This window comes from Alteromonas sp. HB246098, assembly GCF_054890645.1.
Genome location: NZ_JBTZUG010000005.1, coordinates 1 through 22,375, shown reverse-complemented (window position 1 = coordinate 22,375; position 22,375 = coordinate 1). Strand labels below are relative to the sequence as shown.

The 22,375-nt window shown below is 43.8% G+C and carries 15 protein-coding genes; 12 read left to right on the top strand and 3 right to left on the bottom strand.

What is annotated here, in order from left to right; all coding sequences use genetic code 11:
• Positions 1–7: 7 nt before the first annotated feature.
• The gene (katG, locus tag ACYTPF_RS11935; RefSeq protein ID WP_461852347.1) at positions 8–2,308 is read right to left on the bottom strand and encodes a catalase/peroxidase HPI; all 2,301 of its coding nucleotides are present in this window, start codon (positions 2,306–2,308) and stop codon (positions 8–10) included.
• A gap of 509 nt (positions 2,309–2,817) precedes the next feature.
• Here katG and ACYTPF_RS11930 point away from each other — a divergent pair.
• From ACYTPF_RS11930 to ACYTPF_RS11920, 3 genes are all read left to right on the top strand, one after another.
• Positions 2,818–3,414: a porin family protein gene (locus ACYTPF_RS11930; RefSeq protein WP_179984536.1), complete on the top strand. Its 597-nt coding sequence runs from the start codon at positions 2,818–2,820 to the stop codon at positions 3,412–3,414.
• A 442-nt stretch (positions 3,415–3,856) separates the two neighbouring features.
• Entirely contained in the window at positions 3,857–6,073 is a 2,217-nt protein-coding gene (locus ACYTPF_RS11925; protein ID WP_461852346.1) for a VTT domain-containing protein, read from the top strand.
• Positions 6,061–6,768, top strand: coding sequence for an endonuclease/exonuclease/phosphatase family protein (locus ACYTPF_RS11920; protein WP_179984538.1), 708 nt, complete (start codon positions 6,061–6,063; stop codon positions 6,766–6,768). The genes ACYTPF_RS11925 and ACYTPF_RS11920 overlap by 13 nt, the downstream gene beginning before the upstream one ends.
• A 46-nt stretch (positions 6,769–6,814) precedes the next feature.
• On the opposite strand, the gene ACYTPF_RS11915 is transcribed toward ACYTPF_RS11920, so the two are convergent.
• Positions 6,815–7,795 carry a LysR family transcriptional regulator gene (locus tag ACYTPF_RS11915; protein ID WP_461852345.1) on the bottom strand — a complete coding sequence of 327 codons (981 nt, stop codon included), beginning with the start codon at positions 7,793–7,795 and terminating at the stop codon, positions 6,815–6,817.
• Positions 7,796–8,193: 398 nt separating this feature from the next.
• Between ACYTPF_RS11915 and ACYTPF_RS11910 the strand changes: the two genes are divergently transcribed.
• From ACYTPF_RS11910 to ACYTPF_RS11885, 6 genes are all read left to right on the top strand, one after another.
• Complete coding sequence (locus ACYTPF_RS11910) at positions 8,194–10,788, top strand: TonB-dependent receptor plug domain-containing protein (protein ID WP_461852344.1); 2,595 nt, start codon at positions 8,194–8,196, stop codon at positions 10,786–10,788.
• 116 nt (positions 10,789–10,904) lie between these two features.
• Positions 10,905–11,726: a sulfite exporter TauE/SafE family protein gene (locus ACYTPF_RS11905; RefSeq protein ID WP_179984541.1), complete on the top strand. Its 822-nt coding sequence runs from the start codon at positions 10,905–10,907 to the stop codon at positions 11,724–11,726.
• Between the two features lie 19 nt (positions 11,727–11,745).
• The gene (locus ACYTPF_RS11900) at positions 11,746–12,924 is read left to right on the top strand and encodes a pyridoxal phosphate-dependent aminotransferase (RefSeq protein WP_461852343.1); all 1,179 of its coding nucleotides are present in this window, start codon (positions 11,746–11,748) and stop codon (positions 12,922–12,924) included.
• Between the two features lie 249 nt (positions 12,925–13,173).
• Positions 13,174–13,539: a response regulator gene (locus ACYTPF_RS11895; protein WP_461852342.1), complete on the top strand. Its 366-nt coding sequence runs from the start codon at positions 13,174–13,176 to the stop codon at positions 13,537–13,539.
• Complete coding sequence (locus ACYTPF_RS11890) at positions 13,536–14,120, top strand: chemotaxis protein CheX (RefSeq protein WP_118492212.1); 585 nt, start codon at positions 13,536–13,538, stop codon at positions 14,118–14,120. Before ACYTPF_RS11895 ends, ACYTPF_RS11890 begins: the two co-directional genes overlap by 4 nt.
• A complete protein-coding gene (locus ACYTPF_RS11885; protein WP_461852341.1) occupies positions 14,120–15,430 on the top strand; it encodes a sensor histidine kinase in 1,311 nt (436 codons plus the stop codon). The genes ACYTPF_RS11890 and ACYTPF_RS11885 overlap by 1 nt, the downstream gene beginning before the upstream one ends.
• 68 nt (positions 15,431–15,498) lie before the next feature.
• On the opposite strand, the gene ACYTPF_RS11880 is transcribed toward ACYTPF_RS11885, so the two are convergent.
• The gene (locus tag ACYTPF_RS11880; protein WP_461852340.1) at positions 15,499–16,530 is read right to left on the bottom strand and encodes an MBL fold metallo-hydrolase; all 1,032 of its coding nucleotides are present in this window, start codon (positions 16,528–16,530) and stop codon (positions 15,499–15,501) included.
• A 462-nt stretch (positions 16,531–16,992) separates the two neighbouring features.
• Between ACYTPF_RS11880 and ACYTPF_RS11875 the strand changes: the two genes are divergently transcribed.
• The 3 genes from ACYTPF_RS11875 (at position 16,993) to ACYTPF_RS11865 (ending at position 22,285) form a co-directional block, all read left to right on the top strand.
• A complete protein-coding gene (locus ACYTPF_RS11875; protein ID WP_461852339.1) occupies positions 16,993–19,362 on the top strand; it encodes a DNA polymerase II in 2,370 nt (789 codons plus the stop codon).
• Positions 19,363–19,618: 256 nt separating this feature from the next.
• Positions 19,619–20,197, top strand: coding sequence for an EF-hand domain-containing protein (locus ACYTPF_RS11870; protein ID WP_461852338.1), 579 nt, complete (start codon positions 19,619–19,621; stop codon positions 20,195–20,197).
• A gap of 357 nt (positions 20,198–20,554) precedes the next feature.
• Entirely contained in the window at positions 20,555–22,285 is a 1,731-nt protein-coding gene (locus ACYTPF_RS11865; protein ID WP_461852337.1) for an AMP-binding protein, read from the top strand.
• The last annotated feature ends 90 nt before the right edge of the window (positions 22,286–22,375 follow it).

Genomic DNA, 22,375 nt, shown 5'->3' with positions numbered 1-22,375 from the left:
TATTTACCTATTTACCTAGGCTGGCATTTAGGTCGTGACGTAAGTCGAAGCGGTCTAGCGTCATCACTTTAGTCCATGCATCCACAAAGTCTTCAACAAAACGTTTCTTCGCATTGTCGTAAGCATAAACTTCGGCTACAGCACGTAACTCGCTGTTTGAACCAAAGATGAGGTCTACAGGAGTACCTGTGTACATAACTTCACCTGTACTTCTGTTCACGCCTTCATATACCGATGGGTTATCAGTTTTTCTCCACTTAACACCCATATCAAGTAGGGTTACGAAGAAATCGTTATTAAGCGTGCCTACTTTGTCAGTGAATACACCGTGTTTGGCATCACCTACGTTAGCCCCTAGTGAACGTAACCCACCTAATAATACGGTCATTTCAGGTACAGTCAGGTTCAGTTGATCAGCCTTGTCTACCAACATGTCAGTCGGCGAACGATAGCTGGCTTCAGCGTTGTAGTAGTTTCTAAACGCATCAGCTGTCGGCTCTAGCAAAGAGAAAGAGTTAATGTCTGTCTGCTCTTGAGTTGCATCCGTGCGACCTGGTACTACAGGTACAGTTACTTCAACACCCGCGTCAGCCGCTGCTTTTTCGATAGCTGCTGCACCACCAATAACAATCAAATCGGCAAGTGACACTTTCTTCTTAGAGAACATGCGCGAGTTGTACTCTTCCTGTAGCTCTTTAAGCTTAGACACTACAGCTTTTACTGTCTCTGGCTCATTAGCTTCCCAACTCATTTGTGGCTCTAGCGCAATACGTGCACCATTTGCACCACCACGCAAGTCAGATGCACGGAAACTTGCCGCCGCTGCCCACGCTGTTTTTACAAGCTGCTGAACCGTTAGACCACTTTCTAAGATGTCTGCTTTAAGCTTTTTAACGTCTTTATCAGAGATCGTTTTGTAGTCAGCTTTAGGCACAGGATCTTGCCAGATAAAGTTATCTTCTGGGATATCGTTACCTAGGTAACGTGCTTTTGGTCCCATATCACGGTGTGTTAGCTTAAACCATGCTTTAGCGAATGCCGTTTGATACTCTTTAGGGTCTGCCAAAAAGCGTTCGGCAATTTTGCGATACTCAGGGTCATACTTAAGCGCAAGGTCAGCAGTGGTCATTACAGGAGGGTTTCTCTTACCTTCCACGTGTGCATCTGGCACTGACTTGTGAAGCGATTCATCAGTAGGGACCCACTGAATAGCACCGGCTGGACTACGGGTTTGCTTCCACTCAAAACCAAGTAGGTTTTGAAGGTATAAGCTTGTCCATTTAGTCGGCAATTGTGTCCACGCCCCTTCTAAACCACTGGTAACTGTGTCTTCAGCATTGCCTTTTCCACAGTTATTTTTCCAGCCTAGTCCCTGCTCTTCTAAGCCTGCGCCACCTGGCTCAGCATCTAGACAATCAGCAGGCTTGTGTGCTCCGTGCATTTTACCGAATGTATGACCACCAGCGATTAGCGCTACAGTCTCTTCATCGTTCATCGCCATGCGACTAAATGCAGTGCGAATGTTTTTCGCAGATCCCATTGGATCAGGTACACCTTTAGGACCTTCAGGATTAACATATATTAGGCCCATGTGCGTAGCACCCAGAGGACGCTGAAGCTTGCCGTCGCGCTCTTCACGATCACTAGCTAGCATTTCCACTTCCGGACCCCAATACACCATATCAGGTTCCCAATCGTCGGTACGACCACCAGCAAAGCCATAGGTATCGAAACCCATATTTTCCATACCCACAGTACCGGCAAGGATCATCAAGTCGCCCCAAGATAAACTTTCACCGTATTTTTGTTTGATTGGCCAAAGTAAGCGACGAGCTTTATCTAGGTTGCCATTGTCCGGCCAGCTGTTTAATGGGTCAAAACGCATTTGGCCGCCATCACCGCCACCGCGGCCGTCTAAAGTACGATAGGTACCTGCGCTGTGCCAAGAAAGACGAATAAAGAAAGGACCGTAATTGCCGAAGTCTGCTGGCCACCAATCTTGAGACGTAGTAAGCAGCTCGTTTACGTCTTTTTTGACTTCATCAAGGTCAAGTTTGGCAAAAGCTTCAGCGTAGCTAAAATCCTCGCCTAGCGGGTTAGAACGGTTGTCGTGATCTCGAAGCGCAGAGAGATCAAGTTGATCAGGCCACCAAAACTGATTCGTCTTCGGTTGGAAAGCTTTAGTCATCCCTGTGCCTTTAGCACCAGCGGGCTTACTGATCTGGTCATTAGCAATAGCACCTGATGCGCCTAGCGAAAGCGCCACTAGTGCCGATAACGTAGTTTTTTTAAACCTATTTAAAGTCATGGTCTTTTCCCATCTGAGTTTGTTTTAGTTATCAAGCGATAAGCACTTAAAGTGCCGCCGCCCGTTAACATTTTGTTTACCTCATAAGCTGTTAAAAGATAGACACGCTTACGCAATATTTACAGTTGATAAAATGAATTCAAGTGATTGGAAAATCCAATTAAAATAAACCTGATAAATTTCAACAACTTAAAAGCGTATTCTGTTATTGGCGCTATTAGTGTTCAAAATATAGTCGAAGTATTTCTAGTCGCAACGCGTATTTATGAATCTCTTTCAGACTCTAGGAAAAATTTTCTTATGGCGCTTGGCAGTGGTTTTTAATACAAGTCTAAAATGCATAAATAACAAACAATTATGCGACCACTCCTGTAAATTTTGCTCTAGTTTGAAATGAACACTGAAATTTCTACCATGGCACAGCAGTTGAAACAGAAAGTGTGTAATCAGGACACGTCGGCTTCAAGTGAGAAGTCGATGAATTATTAAGAAGTAATGAGGATGAACTTATGAAAAACACACTTAAGACACTTACTGGACTTGCTACTGTTGCCTCTATCAGCGCGATGGCATCGTTCGGCGCACACGCTCAATCAAATCAAATTGAAGCAAAAGACAGTGGTTTTTATGTAGGTGGTAATTATGGTTACCTGCGCGTTGAAGGCGAAGATGATTTCGATGATGACAAAGACGTATGGCAAGGTCTTGTAGGCTACAAGTTTAACGAATGGGTCGCTATTGAAGGTGGCTATATCGATTTTGGTGACTACGGTAACGATATTGCAGGTGCTGAGACGGATGGTTATACAGCCGCTATTAAAGGTATCCTTCCGCTAACCGAACGCTTCTCTCTTTATGCTAAAGCAGGTCAGCTATGGTCTGAAACAGAGTACAACTTTGCGGGTGTTTCACGTGACAACGATGATGAAAGCCTTTTCGTGGGTGCTGGTCTAAGCTATGCGGTTACTAGCAACTTCCTAGTGAACGCCGAGTACACTGTATACGACACAGAACTAGACGCAGACGAAGCGTTTGATGATATCGACGACACGGACTTTGAAACCGATCTTAAGCAAGCGAGTATCGGTGTAGAATATCGCTTCTAAGGTTAGAATACCGCTTCTAAATAGAAGACCTACCCGAATTTAAATTTCTATATTAATAAGCAGAGCCTGCGTTTTTCACGCAGGCTTTCTTTTATCCAAGTATCAACTCTCTGCCTCTGTTAGAAATTGGTTACTGTTACTACTTTAAATGGAACATTTTCTGATGTTCTGCTGCGCGCAACGTAAGGCGATACTAGCAAGCAAACAGTTTGTTAATGCAATATACATTGAAATCTCTGAGCTCAGTTAAACGATAACGATGAAACTTCCTAGGTTGTGAAAATCTTACATTTTACTACACACCTCACATAATGCCCTCCGCCAAAAAAACAAATATCTCTTTATAAATCAAGCTATTGAAATCATTAAAAAGTATCCACCAGCAGGTATGAATTCTGCAACCTCACTTTTAGATTAATAAAACGAATAGCAGGTACAAAACATGCAATCAGGCAAAAGTATATTCCAACCAGGTCAAAACTGTTGGGTAGAGAACAAAGCTCGTTTCTCTACTCCTTTGATAGATTGCGGAAACTATTACAAAGCCTTGCATAGCTCAATTGTTAAAGCCAAACACAGTATTTTTATAGTTGGTTGGGATATAGACAGTCGCATTCGGTTGTTACGTGGCGATGATGAAGCTAACAGCGAAGCACCGAGTGTTATTAGTGACCTGCTCAAATGGAAAGCAGAGCAAAACCCAGACATCAAAATTTACTTACTGCGCTGGGATTCTTCTTTGGCCTTCTTCGCTCAACGTGAAATGTGGGCAAAAGAAGTGTGGGAAGAGAAAACGCCTGACAATGTTCAAACTGAGCTAGACGATACCATTCCAATGGGCGGCAGCCAGCATCAAAAAATTGTAGTTATTGATGACGAACTTGTTTTTTCAGGCGGTATGGATGTTTCGACTAACCGTTGGGATACGCGAGACCACCCCGTGGTTTCAGAGGAAAGAGATGGTCCCGACGGCGAGTACGGTCCGTTACACGATGTTCAAATGGTTTCAAGCGGGCCTGTCGTCGCCGACTTTGCAAAACTTGTTAGATGGAGATGGCAGCGAGTAGCTGAAGACACCCCTATTAATATTCGTGAAGATGCGCGTATTGATGAAAATGCGCCTTTGCCTGAAGCATGGCCAGAAGACTACCCTCCACTTTTTGAAAACGTAGAGTGTGCACTTGCTCGAACCATTCCATTTATGGATGAAGCAGAGCCAGCGCAAGAAGTACGTCATATGCTACTCGACCTAATTGGCGAAGCAGAGTCGGTTATCTATATCGAAAACCAGTTCACGACTCGTCAAGAAATCGCTGAAGCGCTTAATAAGCAACTTAAGTTAAAGCCAAATCTTTCCGTTGTTATTGTTAGCTCTTACGAACCTAAAGGTAAGTTTGAATGTGAGGCGTTTTGGGCTAGCCGTATTGAGTTCAAAGCGATTTTGGAAAAAGGCATAGACCCGAAACGTGTAAAGCTGACTTACTCTTCAATAGAAGACATGCAGGGGCGAAAAGCATACAAACGCATTCACTCTAAGGTGATGACCATTGATAACAAGTACCTTGTTATTGGGTCTTCAAACCTAAGCAACCGTTCAATGACCCTCGACACTGAAATTGATACGGTTTTGTTCGGCAATAGTAAAGACAACCAAGCGTGTATAGAGCAAGTGAGAAACGACCTACTTGCTGAGCATACAGGTCGTGATATAGATGCGATGCCGGAGATATTTAACAGCCAGTTCCCTGTTGAAGCATTGATGCAAGATCAAATAGCACATGGTTATGTGCTTACCGAAGTTCGCGACGAAGTATTTACAGAGCACTCGGTTAAAAATGTATTTCGCGCCTTATCAGACCCAGAAGAACCGCTTATTTCAGTACCTACATTTGATGGTGACGCGCTACCTGCTCGTAACCCCAAGCGTCGCAGCATAATGATTTTAATTGGCATTGCCATTATTGCGGTGCTTGGCGGGCTGATGTTTTGGGCAAGCCAGTCAATTCCATGGTTAAGCTCAGACAGCATCAACGCCTTTTTAGAAAAAAGTAGAGGCACTTATTTTGCCCTTCCAACTGTTTTGCTCGTGTATGTAGTCGGCGGCGTTTTGTTCTTCCCGGTAACCGTACTATCTCTAGCAGTAGCCGCTATTTTTGGTCCAATTTGGGGGCCCATTTACGGCATTATGGGCGCGCTAATGAGTTCAGCAATTATGTTTGGTATCGGCAAGCTATCGGGTAACGCTGGGCTTAGAAAGATTGGTGGGCCAAAGGTTGCCGCAGTGGATGAAAAGTTGAAACGCAGTGGTGTAGTTGGCGTAGCAGCCATTCGAATGTTGCCGATTGCACCATTTAGTTTGGTAAATTTGGTCGCGGGCATTTCATCTATAGGCATTTTTCAATTCTTGGTAGGTACGTTTTTAGGCATGTTCCCTCCAATGATAGCCAAAGGCCTTGTTGGCGATTCCATTGCGCAAATTTGGCAGAATCCATCTGTAAAAACTATTAGCTACCTTGTGGGAGGCATTATTTTATGGGGCTTGATGATTTGGGGGTCGCAAAAATTCGCGCGCTACTATCAAGCTCGAAAAGAGGCTAATAACGACACGGAAGAAGGCAGTAACAACTGTAAGGATGAGTCTGAAAAATGTGCCGCATAGTTACCTACAATATCCATAGCGGAGTTGGCAGGGATAAGAAGCACGACTACAAACGTATTGGGCAGTTTCTTGCGAACAGCGGTGCTGACGTAGTTTTGCTTCAAGAAATGGATACGCGCCCTCCCGAACGAGATACAGCGCAAGATGTAAAAGACATCTGCGCTGGCAATACGTTTAAATTGATTCCCTCCCCAGCAATTAGAGAATCTGATGGGTGGTATGGCAATGCAATTTTGACCCGTTTTGATGTGTTGGAACACGACACCATAGATGTGAGTCAAACAGGTAGACAGCCAAGAAACGTGCAGATTGTTGAATTAAAGACTGAGAAAACGCCTCTGACGGTGGTGAATACCCACAAAGGGCTTAAGAAACTTGAGCGTCGTTCGCAGTTTTCTCTGCTCCACGAGCACTTGTCGCGGCGTTTAAAAGAAAAACAAACGCCGCTATTTCTAGCAGGTGATTTTAACGAATGGCAGTTTTTTTCAAAGGCCTTTAAGGCATTAAATGATTTGCTATTGCAACAGAAAATTGGTGCCACGTTTCCTAGCAACTTCCCTGTATTTTCTCTCGACCGCGTCTGGGTAACTGAAGATATTAAGGTAAAGTCATGTAGGAAACTAAAGAACGAAAAAACTAAGGTGTTATCCGATCACTTACCCGTATTGGTAGATATTGTTCTACCTGAAGCATAATCGAGAAAATGCTATTTTCAATAAATGAAAAGTGGGATTTTCTCGATTATGCTGATTTCGCTACAAAGGATGACGCCGCAAACTCTAGGGTACCGCACCAATGTTTGAGCGCATTCTCCTTTGCTACCACTTTTCGAATGATATCGATAACTTGCTGATATTCGTGCGTAGCTTTTCTCTGTTTGTTTGTCGCCGCCAGCACGGTTCTATGCATTTCAGGCTGAGTAATTTTAAGCGTTGATACCAGCCCTGACTCCCTTAAATGGAAAATCGCGGAAGTAGGTAGAATCATTACTCCCTCCCCCTGCATGACCTGTCTTAAGCCGGTCATAAGCTGCCCAGAATAAGCGAGATCATGCTTTAAACTCACTCCTGTGGCTTTTTCATAATCGGCAATAAGCTGGCCAAGCGCATCTTTATTTCCGGGCGACAGAAGAGGCAGTTCACTTATCTCCCAAAATTTTATAATGGATTTATCTCGAAGCTTGGCGTACTCGGGATAAGCTGGGGAACCAGTAAAAACGAGATGTAGCTCTTCTTGAATAAGAGGGGTCACGCTCATAAATTTAGGTTCTATCGCCTGTTGATAAGTTAAAGCAATATCTACCTGTTTTGATTCGAGCCAGTCGTTGATGGTGTATGAAGGCCCAGTGCTGATCTCTACTTTCAACGCTTTATGATTACTCGTTATCTCAGTTAATAACGGCAGGGAAAGTACGTTGCCAATTGACGGAAGCATTCCTATTTTTACTACTTTTTGCTGTTCTCCCTGAAATGCTTGCAACGCTGATTTCACGTTGTCAATTTCACCCATTATTTTCTCTGCGTGTTTGTAAAATACTTCTCCAGCGGGCGTTAAGCTTATACCCGAAAAACTTCGTTCTAGTAGCGTTGCTTTGACTTCTCGCTCCAAGCTTGCAAGTTGCTGACTAATAGCAGGCTGAGCAATATCTAGGGCTCTTGCCGCCGCAGCAATACTGCCTCGCTGTACTGTGGTTATAAAGTAATGTAGCTGTTTAGAGTGCACTTAACCCCCTTTTGGAAGGCAATAGAGAATAGCCCAGCGTAACTGCATCTGAAGTCAGCAAGGTATATGCCATTCCAATAGGTTATATGAAGCAAAGATGTAAATAAAAGCGCCCACAGATGGGTTAAAAAAATCTCACATTAGATGCTACTTAAGTCTAATACCAAGAAAACCGTGAGTTTCCGAAGGGGTCAATATTTTTCTTATACCCCTGAATATTCTTCTTTCTTCCACCAGCGGCAAAGAGTTTTTAGCCTAGTCCCTGTACACGAGTTACACAATAACAATTACAAGATGTGTATGCATCAATGTGGTGCTCGTGCGTGCCTAGAAAGAGTGCAGATTCAATTAATCCGCATTCATAAATTAAGTAGCAATAAGCACGATTGGGAACACTAATGAATCAAAAGAAACTCCACACTGCAGTACGTTACGCACTTACCGGATTAACCCTTTTCACTACCTCAATGCTCGTACAGGCGCAAGAAGCCAGCGAGGAAACTACAGAAGCCAAAGATTTAGAACGTATAGCCGTTGTTGGCGCTCGTGGTGCGCCGCGCTCAGTAACAAGTTCGCCCGTTCCCGTTGACGTCTTAACCGCAGAAGACGTTGAAGCCGTTGCGTTTACCGACATGAACAACGTTCTAATGACCCTTGTACCTTCCTACTCTGTTGGCAGACAGCCTATCTCAGACGGCGGCACCTTTATTCGTCCTGCGACGCTTCGAGGCATGCCCACAGACAAAACCTTGGTTTTGGTGAACTCTAAACGCCGTCACAGAGCAGCGCTTGTTTCAATTGGTGGCTCTGGTACTCAAGGTCCAGATATCGCAACTATTCCTACAGCAGCAATCCAAAGTGTTGAGGTATTGCGAGACGGTGCGGCAGCTCAGTATGGTTCGGATGCCATCGCAGGGGTAATTAACTTCCAACTTAAAAACAATACTGAGGGCGGCTCTTTCACCATTGATTATGGTAGCTACTATGAAGGTGATGGCGACCAGATTACCGTTACAGGAAACAAAGGTTTCGCCCTTGGTGACGATGGATTCTTCAGCATTTCAGCCGAATACTCAGATAGTGAAGCGACCTATAGAGGCGAACAATATTGTGAACCATGGTTTTGTGTAGACGAGCAATCAGCCGAGTACATCGCTGATGCTACCGCTATGGCCAACAGTGTGCATGGTTCAGACGTAGTACAACCATGGGGGCAACCTAATACCAGCGGAAAACGCGTCTTTTTCAACGCGGGATACGCGCTAAGCGCTGAAGCTGAACTCTATGCCTTTGGTAACTATTCCGAAAGCGAAGGTGACGGGTCTTTCTACTATCGCTACCCTGGCAACGGGACTATTGAAGATATCCGTCTTGAAGACGGTTCTATTTGGAATCCTACAGAGTTTTTCCCTGGCGGGTTTACACCGCGTTTCTTTGGTGATGTCACTGATTATTCAATGGTGGGTGGCATAAAAGGCATGTCGGGTGATCTTACTTACGATATCAGTGGTCGTTACGGCAACAACGAAATTTCTTACACGCTAGCAAATACCATTAACCCTTCTCTGGGCAATGAGTCGCCTACATCGTTTGAGCCCGGCGATTTAACTAACGAAGAAACACAAATTCAAGCTGATTTCACCTACGACCTGAGTGAGTACATACTCGCTTTTGGGGCTAGCTATCTAGACGAGTCTTATGAAATTTCTGAAGGAGAGGTAAGCTCATATTTTGCAGGCCCTTACGCTACCTCTGACCCGTATGGCTTTTGTGACGGAACTACCGCTACTGCCGAAGGACTAGCCGTTATTGCAAACGGTTCAACATTAAATTGTGCTGACCCAGATGATGCTGTCTATACAGTAGTTGGCGTAGGTTCTAACGGTTTCCCGGGTTACTCACCTGACTATTCAGGTTCATATGAACGTGATTCTTATGCGGTGTACACAGACATTTCGGGAGACATTACTGACGAGCTATTTGCCCAAGCAGCATTACGCTATGAGGACTATTCAGATTTTGGCTCTGAGGTAGTTTACAAAGTCGCGGCATTTTATCAATTAAACAACGATGTAGGTTTTAGATCTTCATTTGGTACAGGCTTTAGAGCGCCCACACCAGGTCAGCAGGGTACAACTAACGTTTCAACTCGCCTGCCTGATGGTTTCCCTGTAGCTACGGGCTTATTCCCAGCTGGCGGTGATGTAGCACAAGCACTGGGAGCAGAAGAGCTTTCACCTGAAAAGTCGACCAACTTCACGTTAGGTATGACGGCTAACTATGGTGACTTAACCCTTACCGTAGACTATTACAATATCAAATTAGAGGACCGCCTTTACTCTGTATCCACACGTGATGTCTCAACAACGGTGGTAACCGACCCAGATGCTGATGGTTATGATGCTTACCAGAATTACTTAGCCCTTGCTGGAGCAAACGTATCGGGCGCAGAGTCAATCGGTGGTGTTTTCTTCTTCCAGAACGCATTCGATACAGTGACAGAGGGCTTGGATGTCGTAGCTACATACAAGATGGAATCCAAGTATGGCTCAACCGTTTTAACCGGCTCGGTTAACTATAATAAAACTGAGTTTGACTCTGACCCCAGCGAATATCTAGACGCAGAAGATCAGTTCGATTTTGAAAATAGCCGACCTGAAATGCGCGGTGTGTTCTCAGTCACTCACAGTTACGACGTATGGTCTGCGGTAGCTCGCCTTAGCTATTTCGGCGAATACGAAAACGCGGGGAGCGATGATGGTGTGGATCCAACAAGCATTCAAACCTTCGGCGACGAATTTATGTTTGATATCGAAGGCTCTTACCTAATTAGCGAAAACCTTACGCTTTCAGTGGGTGTCAGAAATCTATTTGATAACTACCCAGATCTGAGTACTAACGGAGACGCTTGTTGTGGCGAGCTGTATGACTCTGGCTCGATAGTCGACTGGCAGGGTGGGTACTATTACACACGGTTAGCTGCTCGTTTCTAACCCGGGTTAACTAACACCGGCGCAAGCCGGTGTTTGCGTTTTTAAATAACTGTATATAAGTAAAACTTAAAAGGTCATTCAATGTTTAAAGCTGTATTGTGTGGGGTAGAAAACTGATGGAAATAGAACTACTGTGGTTTGTAGTTACCTTGTGTATAACCGGTGCCATTGCTGGTATTACCGCAGGTCTATTCGGCAATGGTGGAGGCTTTGTTGTTGTTCCTGCCCTACTCGCTGTTTTTCCTTTCTTTACTCCCCCTTCTGAATCACTAGTGAAAGTTGCAATAGGTACGTCATTGGCATCAATTGTCGTATCTAGCGCACGTTCTGTTATGGCGCACCGAGCCAAAGGCGCCGTTGATTTTGACATCCTTAAGTCTTGGAGTATTTGGCTTATTCTTGGTGTGGGCGGAGGACTATTAATCGCGAATAACTCTAGTGCGAATGGCTTAACCGTAGTATTCGCTGCAGGTGTACTGCTTTACTCTGTATATTTTCTTTTCCCTGAATTTGTTGTACGTCCCGGCCTTGTTTTCGATATGCCTAAAGGCATAGGCAAAGCGGTACTAGCATTCGTATTGGGCGGCTTCTCTGCATTACTTGGTATAGGGGGGGGCACGCCAACCGTCATAACAATGGTGATGTGCCAACGCACTATTCAGCAAGCTGTTGCTACCGCTGCCGGCGTTGGATTTCTCATCGGCCTACCAGGTGCTATCGGCTTTCTATTTATGAAGCATCCAGACACGGCATCTCTTCCTGTTGGCACTATTGGCTACATCAACATTCCAGCGCTCATCGCTATCAGCATAGGCGCAATTTTTACTGCACCTATCGGAGCGAAGATGGCGCATAACTTTAGTGAAAAAAAGCTAAAGCGATTGTTTGGCATTTATCTCGTCATTGTTTCAAGCGCAATGTTCTATAAAGCCATTTAAAATAAAAAGGAGAATATCTATGAGTTATAACCGTTCAAGACGTTTATTTTTAGGTGGCTCGGTAGCAGCATCAGCCATAGGAGCAACAGGTTTTAGCAACTTGGTTAGCGCTCAATCTTCAAGTGCTGCAGCAAATGAAGCGGCATCGGTAATTTATGGCCCAAAACCTGGCGTAGCGAAACTAAACGCTAACGAAAATCCGTTCGGCCCTAGCCCCAAAGCGTTGGACGCCATTGCTCAGGCCTCTGCTCAAGGAGGTGCTTATTACGCTTATCCAGCAGCGATGACCCTGTTAGATATGATAGCCGAGCGTCATGGCATTACGCGTAAGAATATTTCACTAAGCGCAGGGTCTAGCCCAATTCTTTCCTACGCAGCCGTTGCTGCCAGTAAAAACGGTAAGATTCTTGGTCCGGATCTTTTTTGGGACACCACCTCAAAAGCACCTGAGAAACAAGGTGCGCCTGAAATAGTAAGAATTGCTAATACAGCAGATCTCGACATTGACCTTGACGCCATGTATGCCGCTATTGATGACTCTATCGGTATGGTACATATCTGTAACCCTAACAACCCCACGGGTAAAGTGCTTGATCCAGATAAACTTCGCGAATTTTGTATCAAAGCCTCGAAAAAGACACTTGTTTTAGTTGACGAGGCCTATAACGAACTCATCGAAGAGCCACCAAAGCATTCAATGATCCCGCTTGTTAAAGCTGGCCACAACGTCATCGTTGCGAGAACCTTCTCGAAGATTTATGGTTTAGCGGGTATGCGAGTAGGCTATCTAATTGCATCTGAGGAAAATACTGAATGGATTAATCGCTTTGGTATGGGCGGCTACACATTGAACCAAGCGGGCCTAGCAGCCGCAATAGCGAGCTATAATGACGATGCCTTTTTAACGTTTTCTAAAGAAAAAATTTATGAAGGTAAATCTATGGTTATGGACGCTGTGAAGGCTAATGGTTTGACAGCCTTACCCTCTAGTACTAACTTTATCTTTGTTAATCTTGGTAATGGCAATGCCGAGTATTTTCGACAAGCTATGGCTGAAAAAGACGTACTTATCCGAGGCATTTATCGTACTTACAATAATTGGTCTCGTGTAAGCATGGGCAAAATAGCTGACGTTAAACGTTATGTCGATGCAATGCCAGCTGCGTTAGAAAAAATGCATGCAATGCGAAAAGGCTAAAAATATAGGGGCATGTGTCAGCTTAGATACATGCCTAGCCCTCTTCATTCCCCCCTAAGCACCAGCCTTCTAATTCAACTAAAAGTCTAATACGCACAAAAGTCACCTTTGTCATATACTCAATTCTGTAAGTTCTCATGTAGAGCATGGCTGCAATAATATTTTCAAAGGTATTGTTGCAGTAACGCAAAAGTTGCACATACTTTACTAAAAAGGCATCACGTTAAATGCCATTCAAGGAGGCTGTAAATGTCACTTTCTGTACTAGTTGCTGATGATTCCAAGTTGTCGAGGCGTAGTGTTATACGCTCGCTTCCCCAAGATTTAGAATACGAGATAACTGAAGCAACAAACGGACAAGAGGCAATAAATGCTCTCTGCGAAAACGAATTTGCGCTCATTCTTTTAGATCTTACCATGCCCGAGGTAGACGGCGTTGGCGTGTTAAAGCATTTACATGAAAAGTCTAACATGCCAAACGTTATTGTAATAAGTGCTGATTTTCAGCCAGAAAAGCAAAAAATTGTAATGTCTTTAGGCGCTAAGCGTTTTCTTCGCAAGCCTTTAGATAAAGAAGAGTTGGCCATGGCACTGTTTGAGCTGGGGTATCTATGAGTATCGTACTACCACTGGATGAAGAGCAAAGAGATGCCCTTCAAGAACTGCTAAATATTTCGATGGGGCAAGCCGCGAACTCGCTCGCTCAACTTATTGAAACCAAAATCGACATTTCTATACCTAAAATTTCAGCCGTCACGCCAACTCAGCTCTATAGCCTTTTATTTGAAACCGAAGATGCCTTTTATACCCGTCAGTCTTTCTTGGGCGATGTGCACGGTGAAGTCATGTCCGTGCTGTCACAAGCAGGTTTGAGTGAAGTTGCTACTCTAATGGATTACGACGAACCGTTAAGTAAGGAAGATATTCAAGAAATCATTCTGGAGCTTTGCAATATCTTAGCGGGCGCATGTTTAGCTGGCCTTTCTGATCAGTTAGAGCTTACCACCAACTTAAACATGCCTACGTTGTTTTTACCCGATAAAGCGAACTTTGATGAGCTCCAGTGGCAGCATAGCTTGGTGATGGAAGTTCAGTTCGTTATCGCAATTTCCTCATTTAGCATGCGCGTTGTTTTTTGTTTGGACGATGAATCTCTTGCTCGCATGAAAAACACATTGGATGAGTTACTCGCATAATGTTTGAACAGCTGGTAGGTAAGTTACCTGTCGGAATTGGTGTAGTCGATGAAAGCTTTAACGTCGTTTATCTCAACGACTTCTTTTTGGATCGCCTCCCTCACAAAATGCGCGACTGTTATAAAGACACGCCTGTGGTTGAGTTGTTTCAAGGGCAAGGTAAGTTCCTTAAGCGTAGGCTAAAGTCGGTATTCGTATTACAGCACCCAAGCTTTAGCTATTGGGAGCAAAGACCGCATATATTTCCGTTCAAAAGCTCTCGGCCTATTACGGGCGAAGAGACGCAGATGTACCAAAATATGGAAATTTTGCCTATTAAAGATAAAAAAACCGGGCAGCGTTTAGCCTGTATATTCTTGCAAGATGTAACCGCCCAAGCGAGCTATTTCAGAGCCCAGCAAAAACTTTCCGAAGCCCTAAAAAAAGAGCACGAAGCGCAGCGAAAGCTCATTCGCAAACTCGATACGGCCCAAAGCCAGCTTATTCAAGCTGAAAAGATGGCCTCTACGGGACAACTTGCAGCAGGGATAGCTCATGAAATTAACAATCCAATTGGCTTTGTAAATGCGAACCTCAATACGCTAGATCAATACGCATCACACCTTCTTGCCATATGTGACGGTGTTAAAGGTCAACTTGAACACTTCACCGACGAGCTAAGAGAACAAATTGATGCCTTGTTCGAGTCGAATCACTATGACCTACTGAAAGACGATATCACCGAGCTAATTGCAGAGTCTACTGAAGGACTTACAAGGGTAAAAGATATTGTCGAGAACCTTAAAAACTTCTCACTAGAAACTGCCGAAGGGATGCAAACAGTAGATATATGCGCCATATGTAATCAGCTAATCACGCTCATCTCCGCTCAATACAGCGCTCCCCTATATAAAATTGAATGTGAGCAAGAAAAGGTGGAGGTTATGGGGAATCCAGGGCCGTTGAAACAAGCCCTGATGAACGTAGTGATAAACGCTGCGCAAGCGATAGATGATAAAGGCTTCATAAAACTCACCATCATTGATGCCGCTGAATCAGTAACAATTAAAATACTGGACTCAGGCTGTGGCATTCCAACAAACCATTTAAAACGCGTGTTCGAGCCTTTTTTTACCACCAAACCTGAAGGTCAAGGTCAAGGGTTGGGCCTTTCGGTGGCTTACACCGCCATAGAACAACACCAGGGTAAAATATCCATTAGCAGTAAAGAAGCAAAAGGCACTGTTGTAGAGATTACGATACCTAAAGCCCCAGCAGCGCCACCGCCGTCAAGCGAGGAAAGCGAAACGGAAGACTCTCAGACAGTTTAGATACTCATTGTTATGTTACGATAAAAAATACCTATTAACGCCTTGAGTCATTAAGCTATTAATCTTCTTCAGCCCGCTAGTTTACTCGCTTCGCACACCTTAAATATATACACACCGTCCTCATTTAGTGTACGCGAAATATCCCCTTCATTTATTAAGTAATTAAGGTGAGACAAGCACTCCGCTACAGCGAACACCATGTTACGGCTTGAAAGTTTGCGCTTGAACATAACGGGTAAAAGCTCGACTATCGTTTGAGGTTTCTCACAAGCGTTTAATAAGGCTTTAAGGTGCTCGTGGTGATGCGCAATGAGCGAGTCTACCCGCTCGTTGAGACCAATAAAGGGAAGTTTGTGTGCGGGTAACACGGTTGTATTTTTCGGCAAGCTTTTAAATTGGGGCAAGGTGTTCAGGTAGTCAGCTAAAGTATTGGCGTCAGGCTCCGTTGAATAAGCACCGATATTGGGTGTGATGATCGGTAGAATGTGATCGCCAGAGATAAGAATATTTTTCTTTTCATTGTAAAGGCAGGCGTGTTCGGGAGAGTGGCCGCGTCCAATCATAATCACCCATTCATTATCGCCAAGCGATAATGTCATGCCATGCTTTAAACGGGTATAGCTTATGGGAAGTGGCGAGACAACACTGCTGTAACCATTACCCTCGCCAGAGGTCAGCTTTGCAATCATTGATTCATCAAGTCCTACCCGTTGGTAATACTGTACATCCCTTGCGTTAGTAGCGCCGTTTCTGCCTGCTGCAAACGCTCTGGCAGTGAAATACTCGGTTTGGGTCATATAAAAAGGTACGTTATATGTATCGGCTATCCAACCTGCTAACCCCACGTGATCTGGATGTAAATGCGTAACAATGACACCTACAATTGGTGCATCTAATTGTTCAAATATACGCTTCCAGAGCGATTTGGTAGTAGATGTTCCAATACCAGTATCAATTACCACCCAGCCGCCTTCACCGCGAATTAAGTACAGGTTTATATGATCGAGTTCAAATGGAAGGGGCATAGTTAGCCAAAGTACGCCGTCGGCTACTTCAATTAGCTCGCCCGGTTCTACCTGTTTGTCGTATAGATACTCCATATCGCCCTCACCTTTTCTAGCCTGCATCTTTTAATATTCACTGAGTCGTTCCACGGTTTCCAATGGCTGCTAAAGTAGCGTAGTTACGATCGCCAAGTATTGATAAAACCGTAAGTCGATAAAACATTACTCGATAATGTTTGTGCGTAAACTTAGCAGTATCTTATTTGTCTGATACCTTCGTTTTCATGCAAGATAATTAGTACAAGTCTCGTTCTAACTCGCTCTGTTAACAAAAACAAACATATCTGTCGAATAGAGATCTATAGGAGTTGGTGATAACAAACGCTATACTATGGTTGTTGAAGTTGATAGCCCACGTATTTTGTACCTTTTGCACTTTTCACTGAATGCGTAAAATGCTGGTTATAGGTGGTTATAAAAATTCGATCAGCGTCCACGCACTTAGGGCTTTCCTAATACATTGACACCTTTAAAGAAGCGGTGAGTAAAAACAAATTCATGTCAGCCCCAGTAATACAGCAAGGGTTCATACTCAACAAAAGTACGTTTACCCAGCGAGGCAAAGTATATGTTGAACTCTGGGTTAAAACCGCCAATAACACCGCTAGATTAATATCGTCGCCTCAAAACCCCACTTGCTTTGTGCCCCTTGAACAATGTGCTGCATTGCGCGACATTGCTGGCCGCATTCCAGCTAAGATCATTATTTCAGAAGATGGTTTTTACACACTAGAGCAAGTACCTGTTGCTACGGTTAAAACTGCCACTGAATCGCAAATGCATCAGCTTCGTCAACGCGCTCAAGAGCAAAGTATTGTATTGTATGAAGCCGATATTCGGGTGGCCGATCGCTATCTGATGGAGCGCTTTGTGTATGGCGCAGTGGAATTCGTTACTCCAAAAGTGGTCGATGATGCGTCACAACTTGTTATAGAAAATGCGCAGATTAGGCCCTGCCATTTCAGAACTACTTTTACATCGTTAAGTATAGATATTGAGTGTAATGAACACGAAGAGCTTTTCAGCATCGCACTCGCAGGTGAAGGAAAAAGTGTAGTGCTGCTTGTTTGCCCACCGAGTTTTATTGGGCAGACATTACAGGAGCAAGAAGACAGTCCATACACGCTCATTACGGTTGGCGCTGAGAAAGAACTGCTAGAAGCCTTTTTTTCACACCTTACCTCCTACGACCCAGACATTATTTTGGGTTGGAATGTTAAGCAATTTGATATGGCTGTGTTGGGCCGCCGTGCTAAGGCAAATTCGCTCAATTATGCTATTGGCCGCCATGGCCGAGAGGCTTCAGTAAGACAGTGGGAAGATCAGACACTCGTTGATGTACCTGGACGATGCGTGATTGATGGTATTGAAGCACTTAAAACCATGACCTATCAATTCGAGTCCTTCTCCCTTGACCATGTTTCCGAAGAACTGCTTGGTGAAAACAAGCTTATTCAAGCGGCAGACAAACTTGAAGCGATAAAACACCTTTATCATAGCGATCCTGTTGCCCTCGCGAACTACAACTTTAAAGACACCGAACTAGTAAACCGCATTCAGGATAAAACCCAGTTTATTGATTTTCTGGCATTGCGCAGCATTCTTACCGGCTTAGATATGAGCCGACCGGGAGGCTCGGTAGCGGCGTTTTTAAACGTTTATTTGCCCAAGCTACATCGCAAGTCTTATGTCGCAGGAGTGAGGCCTGAAAATGGCGGTTTAGCTAGTCCTGGCGGTTATGTCATGCGCTCCCAACCTGGCTTGTACAAAGATGTTTTAGTACTCGATTTTAAAAGCCTATACCCTTCTATTATTCGAACGTTCAAAATCGACCCTCTAGGGCTTGCGGAAGGGCTTAAGTCTCCATCAACCGCTATAGAAGGCTTCAAGGGTGCAGTATTTAGCCGTGAATCACATTTCTTGCCTTCTATCATTGAAAACCTATGGCTTCAGCGCGACGAAGCCAAAAAACAGAAAGACGCACCACGCTCTCAAGCGATTAAGATATTAATGAACTCTTTCTATGGAGTACTTGGTAGCGGAGGCTGTCCTTTTTACGATCCTCGTCTTGCGAGTTCAATTACATTGCGGGGGCATGAGATCATGCAAACCACCGCGAGTTGGATTGAAGAATTGGGCTATACAGTTATCTACGGTGATACCGATTCAACTTTTGTGCATGTTGAAGGAAATACTGCACTAGGTACACCTTCTGAAACAGGTCGCGAGCTTGCCAAAATTATTAACCAAAAATGGACTGAGTTACTTAAGCGTCAGTTCGACATTGATTGCCATTTGGAGATTGAGTTCGAATCTCACTTTTCTACCTTCTTTATGCCAACAATTCGTGGCTCTTCTGAAGGTAGTAAAAAACGCTACGCAGGGATGAAAGACGGTGAGCTTATCTTTAAAGGTTTAGAGAACGTGCGTTCGGATTGGACAGTACTTGCTAAAGTTTTCCAATACGAACTATACAAAAGAGTCTTTACCAATGAGCCTGTAAAGCAGTACATCAATAAAACGCTAAACGCAGTAAAAGCGGGAAAGATGGATGAAGAGTTGGTCTATAAAAAGCGACTCAGAAAGCCACTTTCTTCGTATGTGAAATCTCTTCCCCCTCACGTTAAAGCGGCGAGACGGGCCGACAAATTATTTGAAGAACAGGGTTTACCACTTCGCTACCAATCTAATACTTCCATAGCCTATGTAATTACCGTTCAAGGGCCACAAACGGTGGAAACAATCTCTGCGCCGCTTGACTATGACCACTATATAGAAAAACAGATAAAACCCATTGCTGATAGTATATTGCCAATGATATCCCTTAGCTTTGAACGCATAGCTAACGCTCAACTTTCCTTATTTTAATTATGTTTATCTGTATGAAGATCTTTCAGGCTTCGTGACAAATTAACAAAAGCATTACACTCTGAATCTATTTCTAACTTTAGCTATTACACGTATTTTCAACAACTTAGCTCGTTGGCACGACAAGTGAATAAGATATTTGTGAGTAGCTAAATAGGTTTGTGCGAAGTATTAACTTCAATCAACATGCGTTCAATTTAGTGATTAGGGCAATTGATAGCCCGTGTTCGCAAAGAGAAACAGAAGGAATTTGATTATGAAGATCACAAAGTTAAGTATGATTACTAGTGCTGTTGTTGCAGCTACACTTTCTGCGTCAGCATTCGCAGGGCATCATGAAGAAAAAATTTCTAAGAGCTTTAATGCGCTCGATCAAGATGGTAATGGCTACATAGTCGGTTCAGAATCCTCAGGTACTATCGACAGCAAATTAGTATCTAAAATGGATACTGACGGCGACAGTATGGTTAGCCGCGCAGAATTTAATGCATTTGTTGACGAAAAACCATCTATGTTCAGTGACGAGGTTATCACGCAGGTAAAAGCTGAAGGTACAACAGACGCTGTACTAACTGAAGAAGGCAATCCAGCACTTTTTTCTAAAGCTGATAACGAAATGATTTCAGAAAAGAATAAAGAGTTGCGCACTGAGATGTCTGCAACGGCCAATACTAAGTTCACTAAAATCGATATGGATAGCGATGGTAAGATTAGTAAGAAGGAACTAGATATGGCCGACGTTGAAGGCGACTTTGACTCAATGGATGAAGACGGAGATTCGTACATAACTCGTATGGAATACCGTACCTATTTTGAAGAGATTGAATCAGAATAGTTAAATTAAATAATTCATAGTATTTCCAACTATGTAGCCCCGCTTATAGTGCGGGGCTTTTTTATTTTCCCTCAAACAATACAACCCCACTAAGTTCACCAGTTCGCCCACTAATAAATGGTCTGCGACGAAACGCTAATATTTTTCGTTGAACAGCACCGTATACGACCAACATCTTGTCGACAAAACGCATTTGCAACCATATTGTTAATAAAAGTTAAATATTTTGTTTGCACAATTGCGCTTTCTGTAATTAGCGCAAAGGTCGCTATTGTGTACTTCGATTTCAAAATCATGATGGCGATTATCCAAAATCACATTTAAATCATATGCGTACGCGCATGGAGGCAAGGAATAATGGAATCAAATACACAGTTAAACACTGTATTCCCACTTCAAAAAAGTGAGTTTAGCGGTCCTAGTGATGCTGAACTTACATCACTCACAATAGGTCAATACTTCAAAAAGGTTGTCGACAATTATGGCGATAACCCAGCGATCATCGTAAAACATCAGAGTATTCACTGGACCTATCAGCAATACTGGCATGAAGTAGAACGTGTGGCCTGTGGTTTACTTGCCAATGGCGTAGAGCCTGGTGATCGAGTTGGGATATGGTCCCCCAATAACATCGAGTGGTCACTTGTACAAATGGCCACGGCAAGAATTGGCGCGATCATGGTATGTCTTAACCCAGCTTACCGCCCAGATGAATTAGCCTTTGCTATTAACAATGTCGGGGTAAAGCACTTGGTGATGGCACAGTCTTTTAAACACTCAAACTACATCGCCATTTTGAAAGAGCTAGCTCCGGAACTAGATTCTGACGAACAGAGTGAAACGGACGCGGCGCTATCGCTCTCGAAGCTCCCTTCTCTTAAACACGTATATACTATCGGTGAAACGTCTGTAGACGGCTTACAGGCATTTTCAAAACTGCAAGTAGAGCCTACTGAAGCTTTAAAATCGCAGTTAAAAGACATAGAAAGAACGCTAAATGCTGATGATAACATCAACATTCAATTCACCTCAGGCACAACGGGTAACCCGAAAGGCGCAACGCTTACTCATCGTAATATATTAAATAATGGTTTATTAGTATCAGAAGCTATGAGATTTACGCACCAAGACAAGCTTTGTATTCCCGTACCGCTCTATCATTGCTTTGGAATGGTGTTGGGCAACTTAGTCTGTTTAGCATCTGGTGCATGCGCGGTATTTCCTGGTGAGTCTTTTGACCCTGAACAAACGCTTCGCACAGTAGAAGAAGAAAAGTGTACAGGCTTGCACGGCGTGCCTACCATGTTCATCGCAGAGCTAGAGCTTCCTAACTTTGGAGGCTTCGATTTATCGAGCTTGAGAACTGGCGTTATGGCAGGAAGTACATGTCCTGAGGAACTAATGCGTAAAGTCCATAGTAAGTTTCATATGACCGAAGTCGTTATAGGTTACGGTCAAACAGAATGCAGCCCTATCAATCATATTACCGATATAGATTCACCATTTGAAAAACAGGTTAAAACAGTCGGCCGAGCTATGCCTCATACCGAAGTAAAAATTATCGACGCACAAGGCAGTACTGTTCCAATCGGAGAGCCAGGTGAGATTTGTGCAAGAGGCTATTGCGTAATGAAAGGTTATTGGGGAGATGAAGCTAAAGCTACCATAGACGCTGAAGGCTGGCTTCATTCTGGCGATCTAGGCGAAATGGACGAAGAAGGATATGTCACTATAGTAGGCAGAATAAAGGACATGATCATTCGCGGGGGTGAAAATATTTATCCACGAGAAATCGAAGAGGTGCTGTACCAACATGACGATGTATCCGACGCAGCTGTGTTCGGCATACCCGATAATAAGTATGGCGAGCAAGTGTGCCTTTGGATAAAAGCAAAGGACAATAGGCATTTAGATGAAGAGCAAATACGAGACTACTTAAAATCAAAACTTGCCTACTTTAAAGTGCCTAAATACATTAGTGTAGTAAAAGAGTACCCAATGACAGTAACAGGCAAGCTACAGAAGTTTAAAATGCGTGAACACATGATAGAAACGCTAAAAAAGCAATCCCTACAAACCGAAGCATAACCCTGCGGTAAACAATAGGGTTAGAGTTTTGACTCTAGCCCATTTTTTTCTTTGGTGCAGAAAGCAAAAAACCCGCCATTAGGCGGGTTC

What these genes read in the sequence shown, in the direction of transcription:
- katG (WP_461852347.1), bottom strand. Translation starts at nt 2,308, where the DNA reads ATGACTTTAAATAGGTTTAAAAAAACTACGTTATCGGCACTAGTGGCG.
- ACYTPF_RS11930 (WP_179984536.1), top strand. Translation starts at nt 2,818, where the DNA reads ATGAAAAACACACTTAAGACACTTACTGGACTTGCTACTGTTGCCTCT.
- ACYTPF_RS11925 (WP_461852346.1), top strand. Translation starts at nt 3,857, where the DNA reads ATGCAATCAGGCAAAAGTATATTCCAACCAGGTCAAAACTGTTGGGTA.
- ACYTPF_RS11920 (WP_179984538.1), top strand. Translation starts at nt 6,061, where the DNA reads ATGTGCCGCATAGTTACCTACAATATCCATAGCGGAGTTGGCAGGGAT.
- ACYTPF_RS11910 (WP_461852344.1), top strand. Translation starts at nt 8,194, where the DNA reads ATGAATCAAAAGAAACTCCACACTGCAGTACGTTACGCACTTACCGGA.
- ACYTPF_RS11905 (WP_179984541.1), top strand. Translation starts at nt 10,905, where the DNA reads ATGGAAATAGAACTACTGTGGTTTGTAGTTACCTTGTGTATAACCGGT.
- ACYTPF_RS11900 (WP_461852343.1), top strand. Translation starts at nt 11,746, where the DNA reads ATGAGTTATAACCGTTCAAGACGTTTATTTTTAGGTGGCTCGGTAGCA.
- ACYTPF_RS11895 (WP_461852342.1), top strand. Translation starts at nt 13,174, where the DNA reads ATGTCACTTTCTGTACTAGTTGCTGATGATTCCAAGTTGTCGAGGCGT.
- ACYTPF_RS11890 (WP_118492212.1), top strand. Translation starts at nt 13,536, where the DNA reads ATGAGTATCGTACTACCACTGGATGAAGAGCAAAGAGATGCCCTTCAA.
- ACYTPF_RS11885 (WP_461852341.1), top strand. Translation starts at nt 14,120, where the DNA reads ATGTTTGAACAGCTGGTAGGTAAGTTACCTGTCGGAATTGGTGTAGTC.
- ACYTPF_RS11880 (WP_461852340.1), bottom strand. Translation starts at nt 16,530, where the DNA reads ATGGAGTATCTATACGACAAACAGGTAGAACCGGGCGAGCTAATTGAA.
- ACYTPF_RS11875 (WP_461852339.1), top strand. Translation starts at nt 16,993, where the DNA reads ATGTCAGCCCCAGTAATACAGCAAGGGTTCATACTCAACAAAAGTACG.
- ACYTPF_RS11870 (WP_461852338.1), top strand. Translation starts at nt 19,619, where the DNA reads ATGAAGATCACAAAGTTAAGTATGATTACTAGTGCTGTTGTTGCAGCT.
- ACYTPF_RS11865 (WP_461852337.1), top strand. Translation starts at nt 20,555, where the DNA reads ATGGAATCAAATACACAGTTAAACACTGTATTCCCACTTCAAAAAAGT.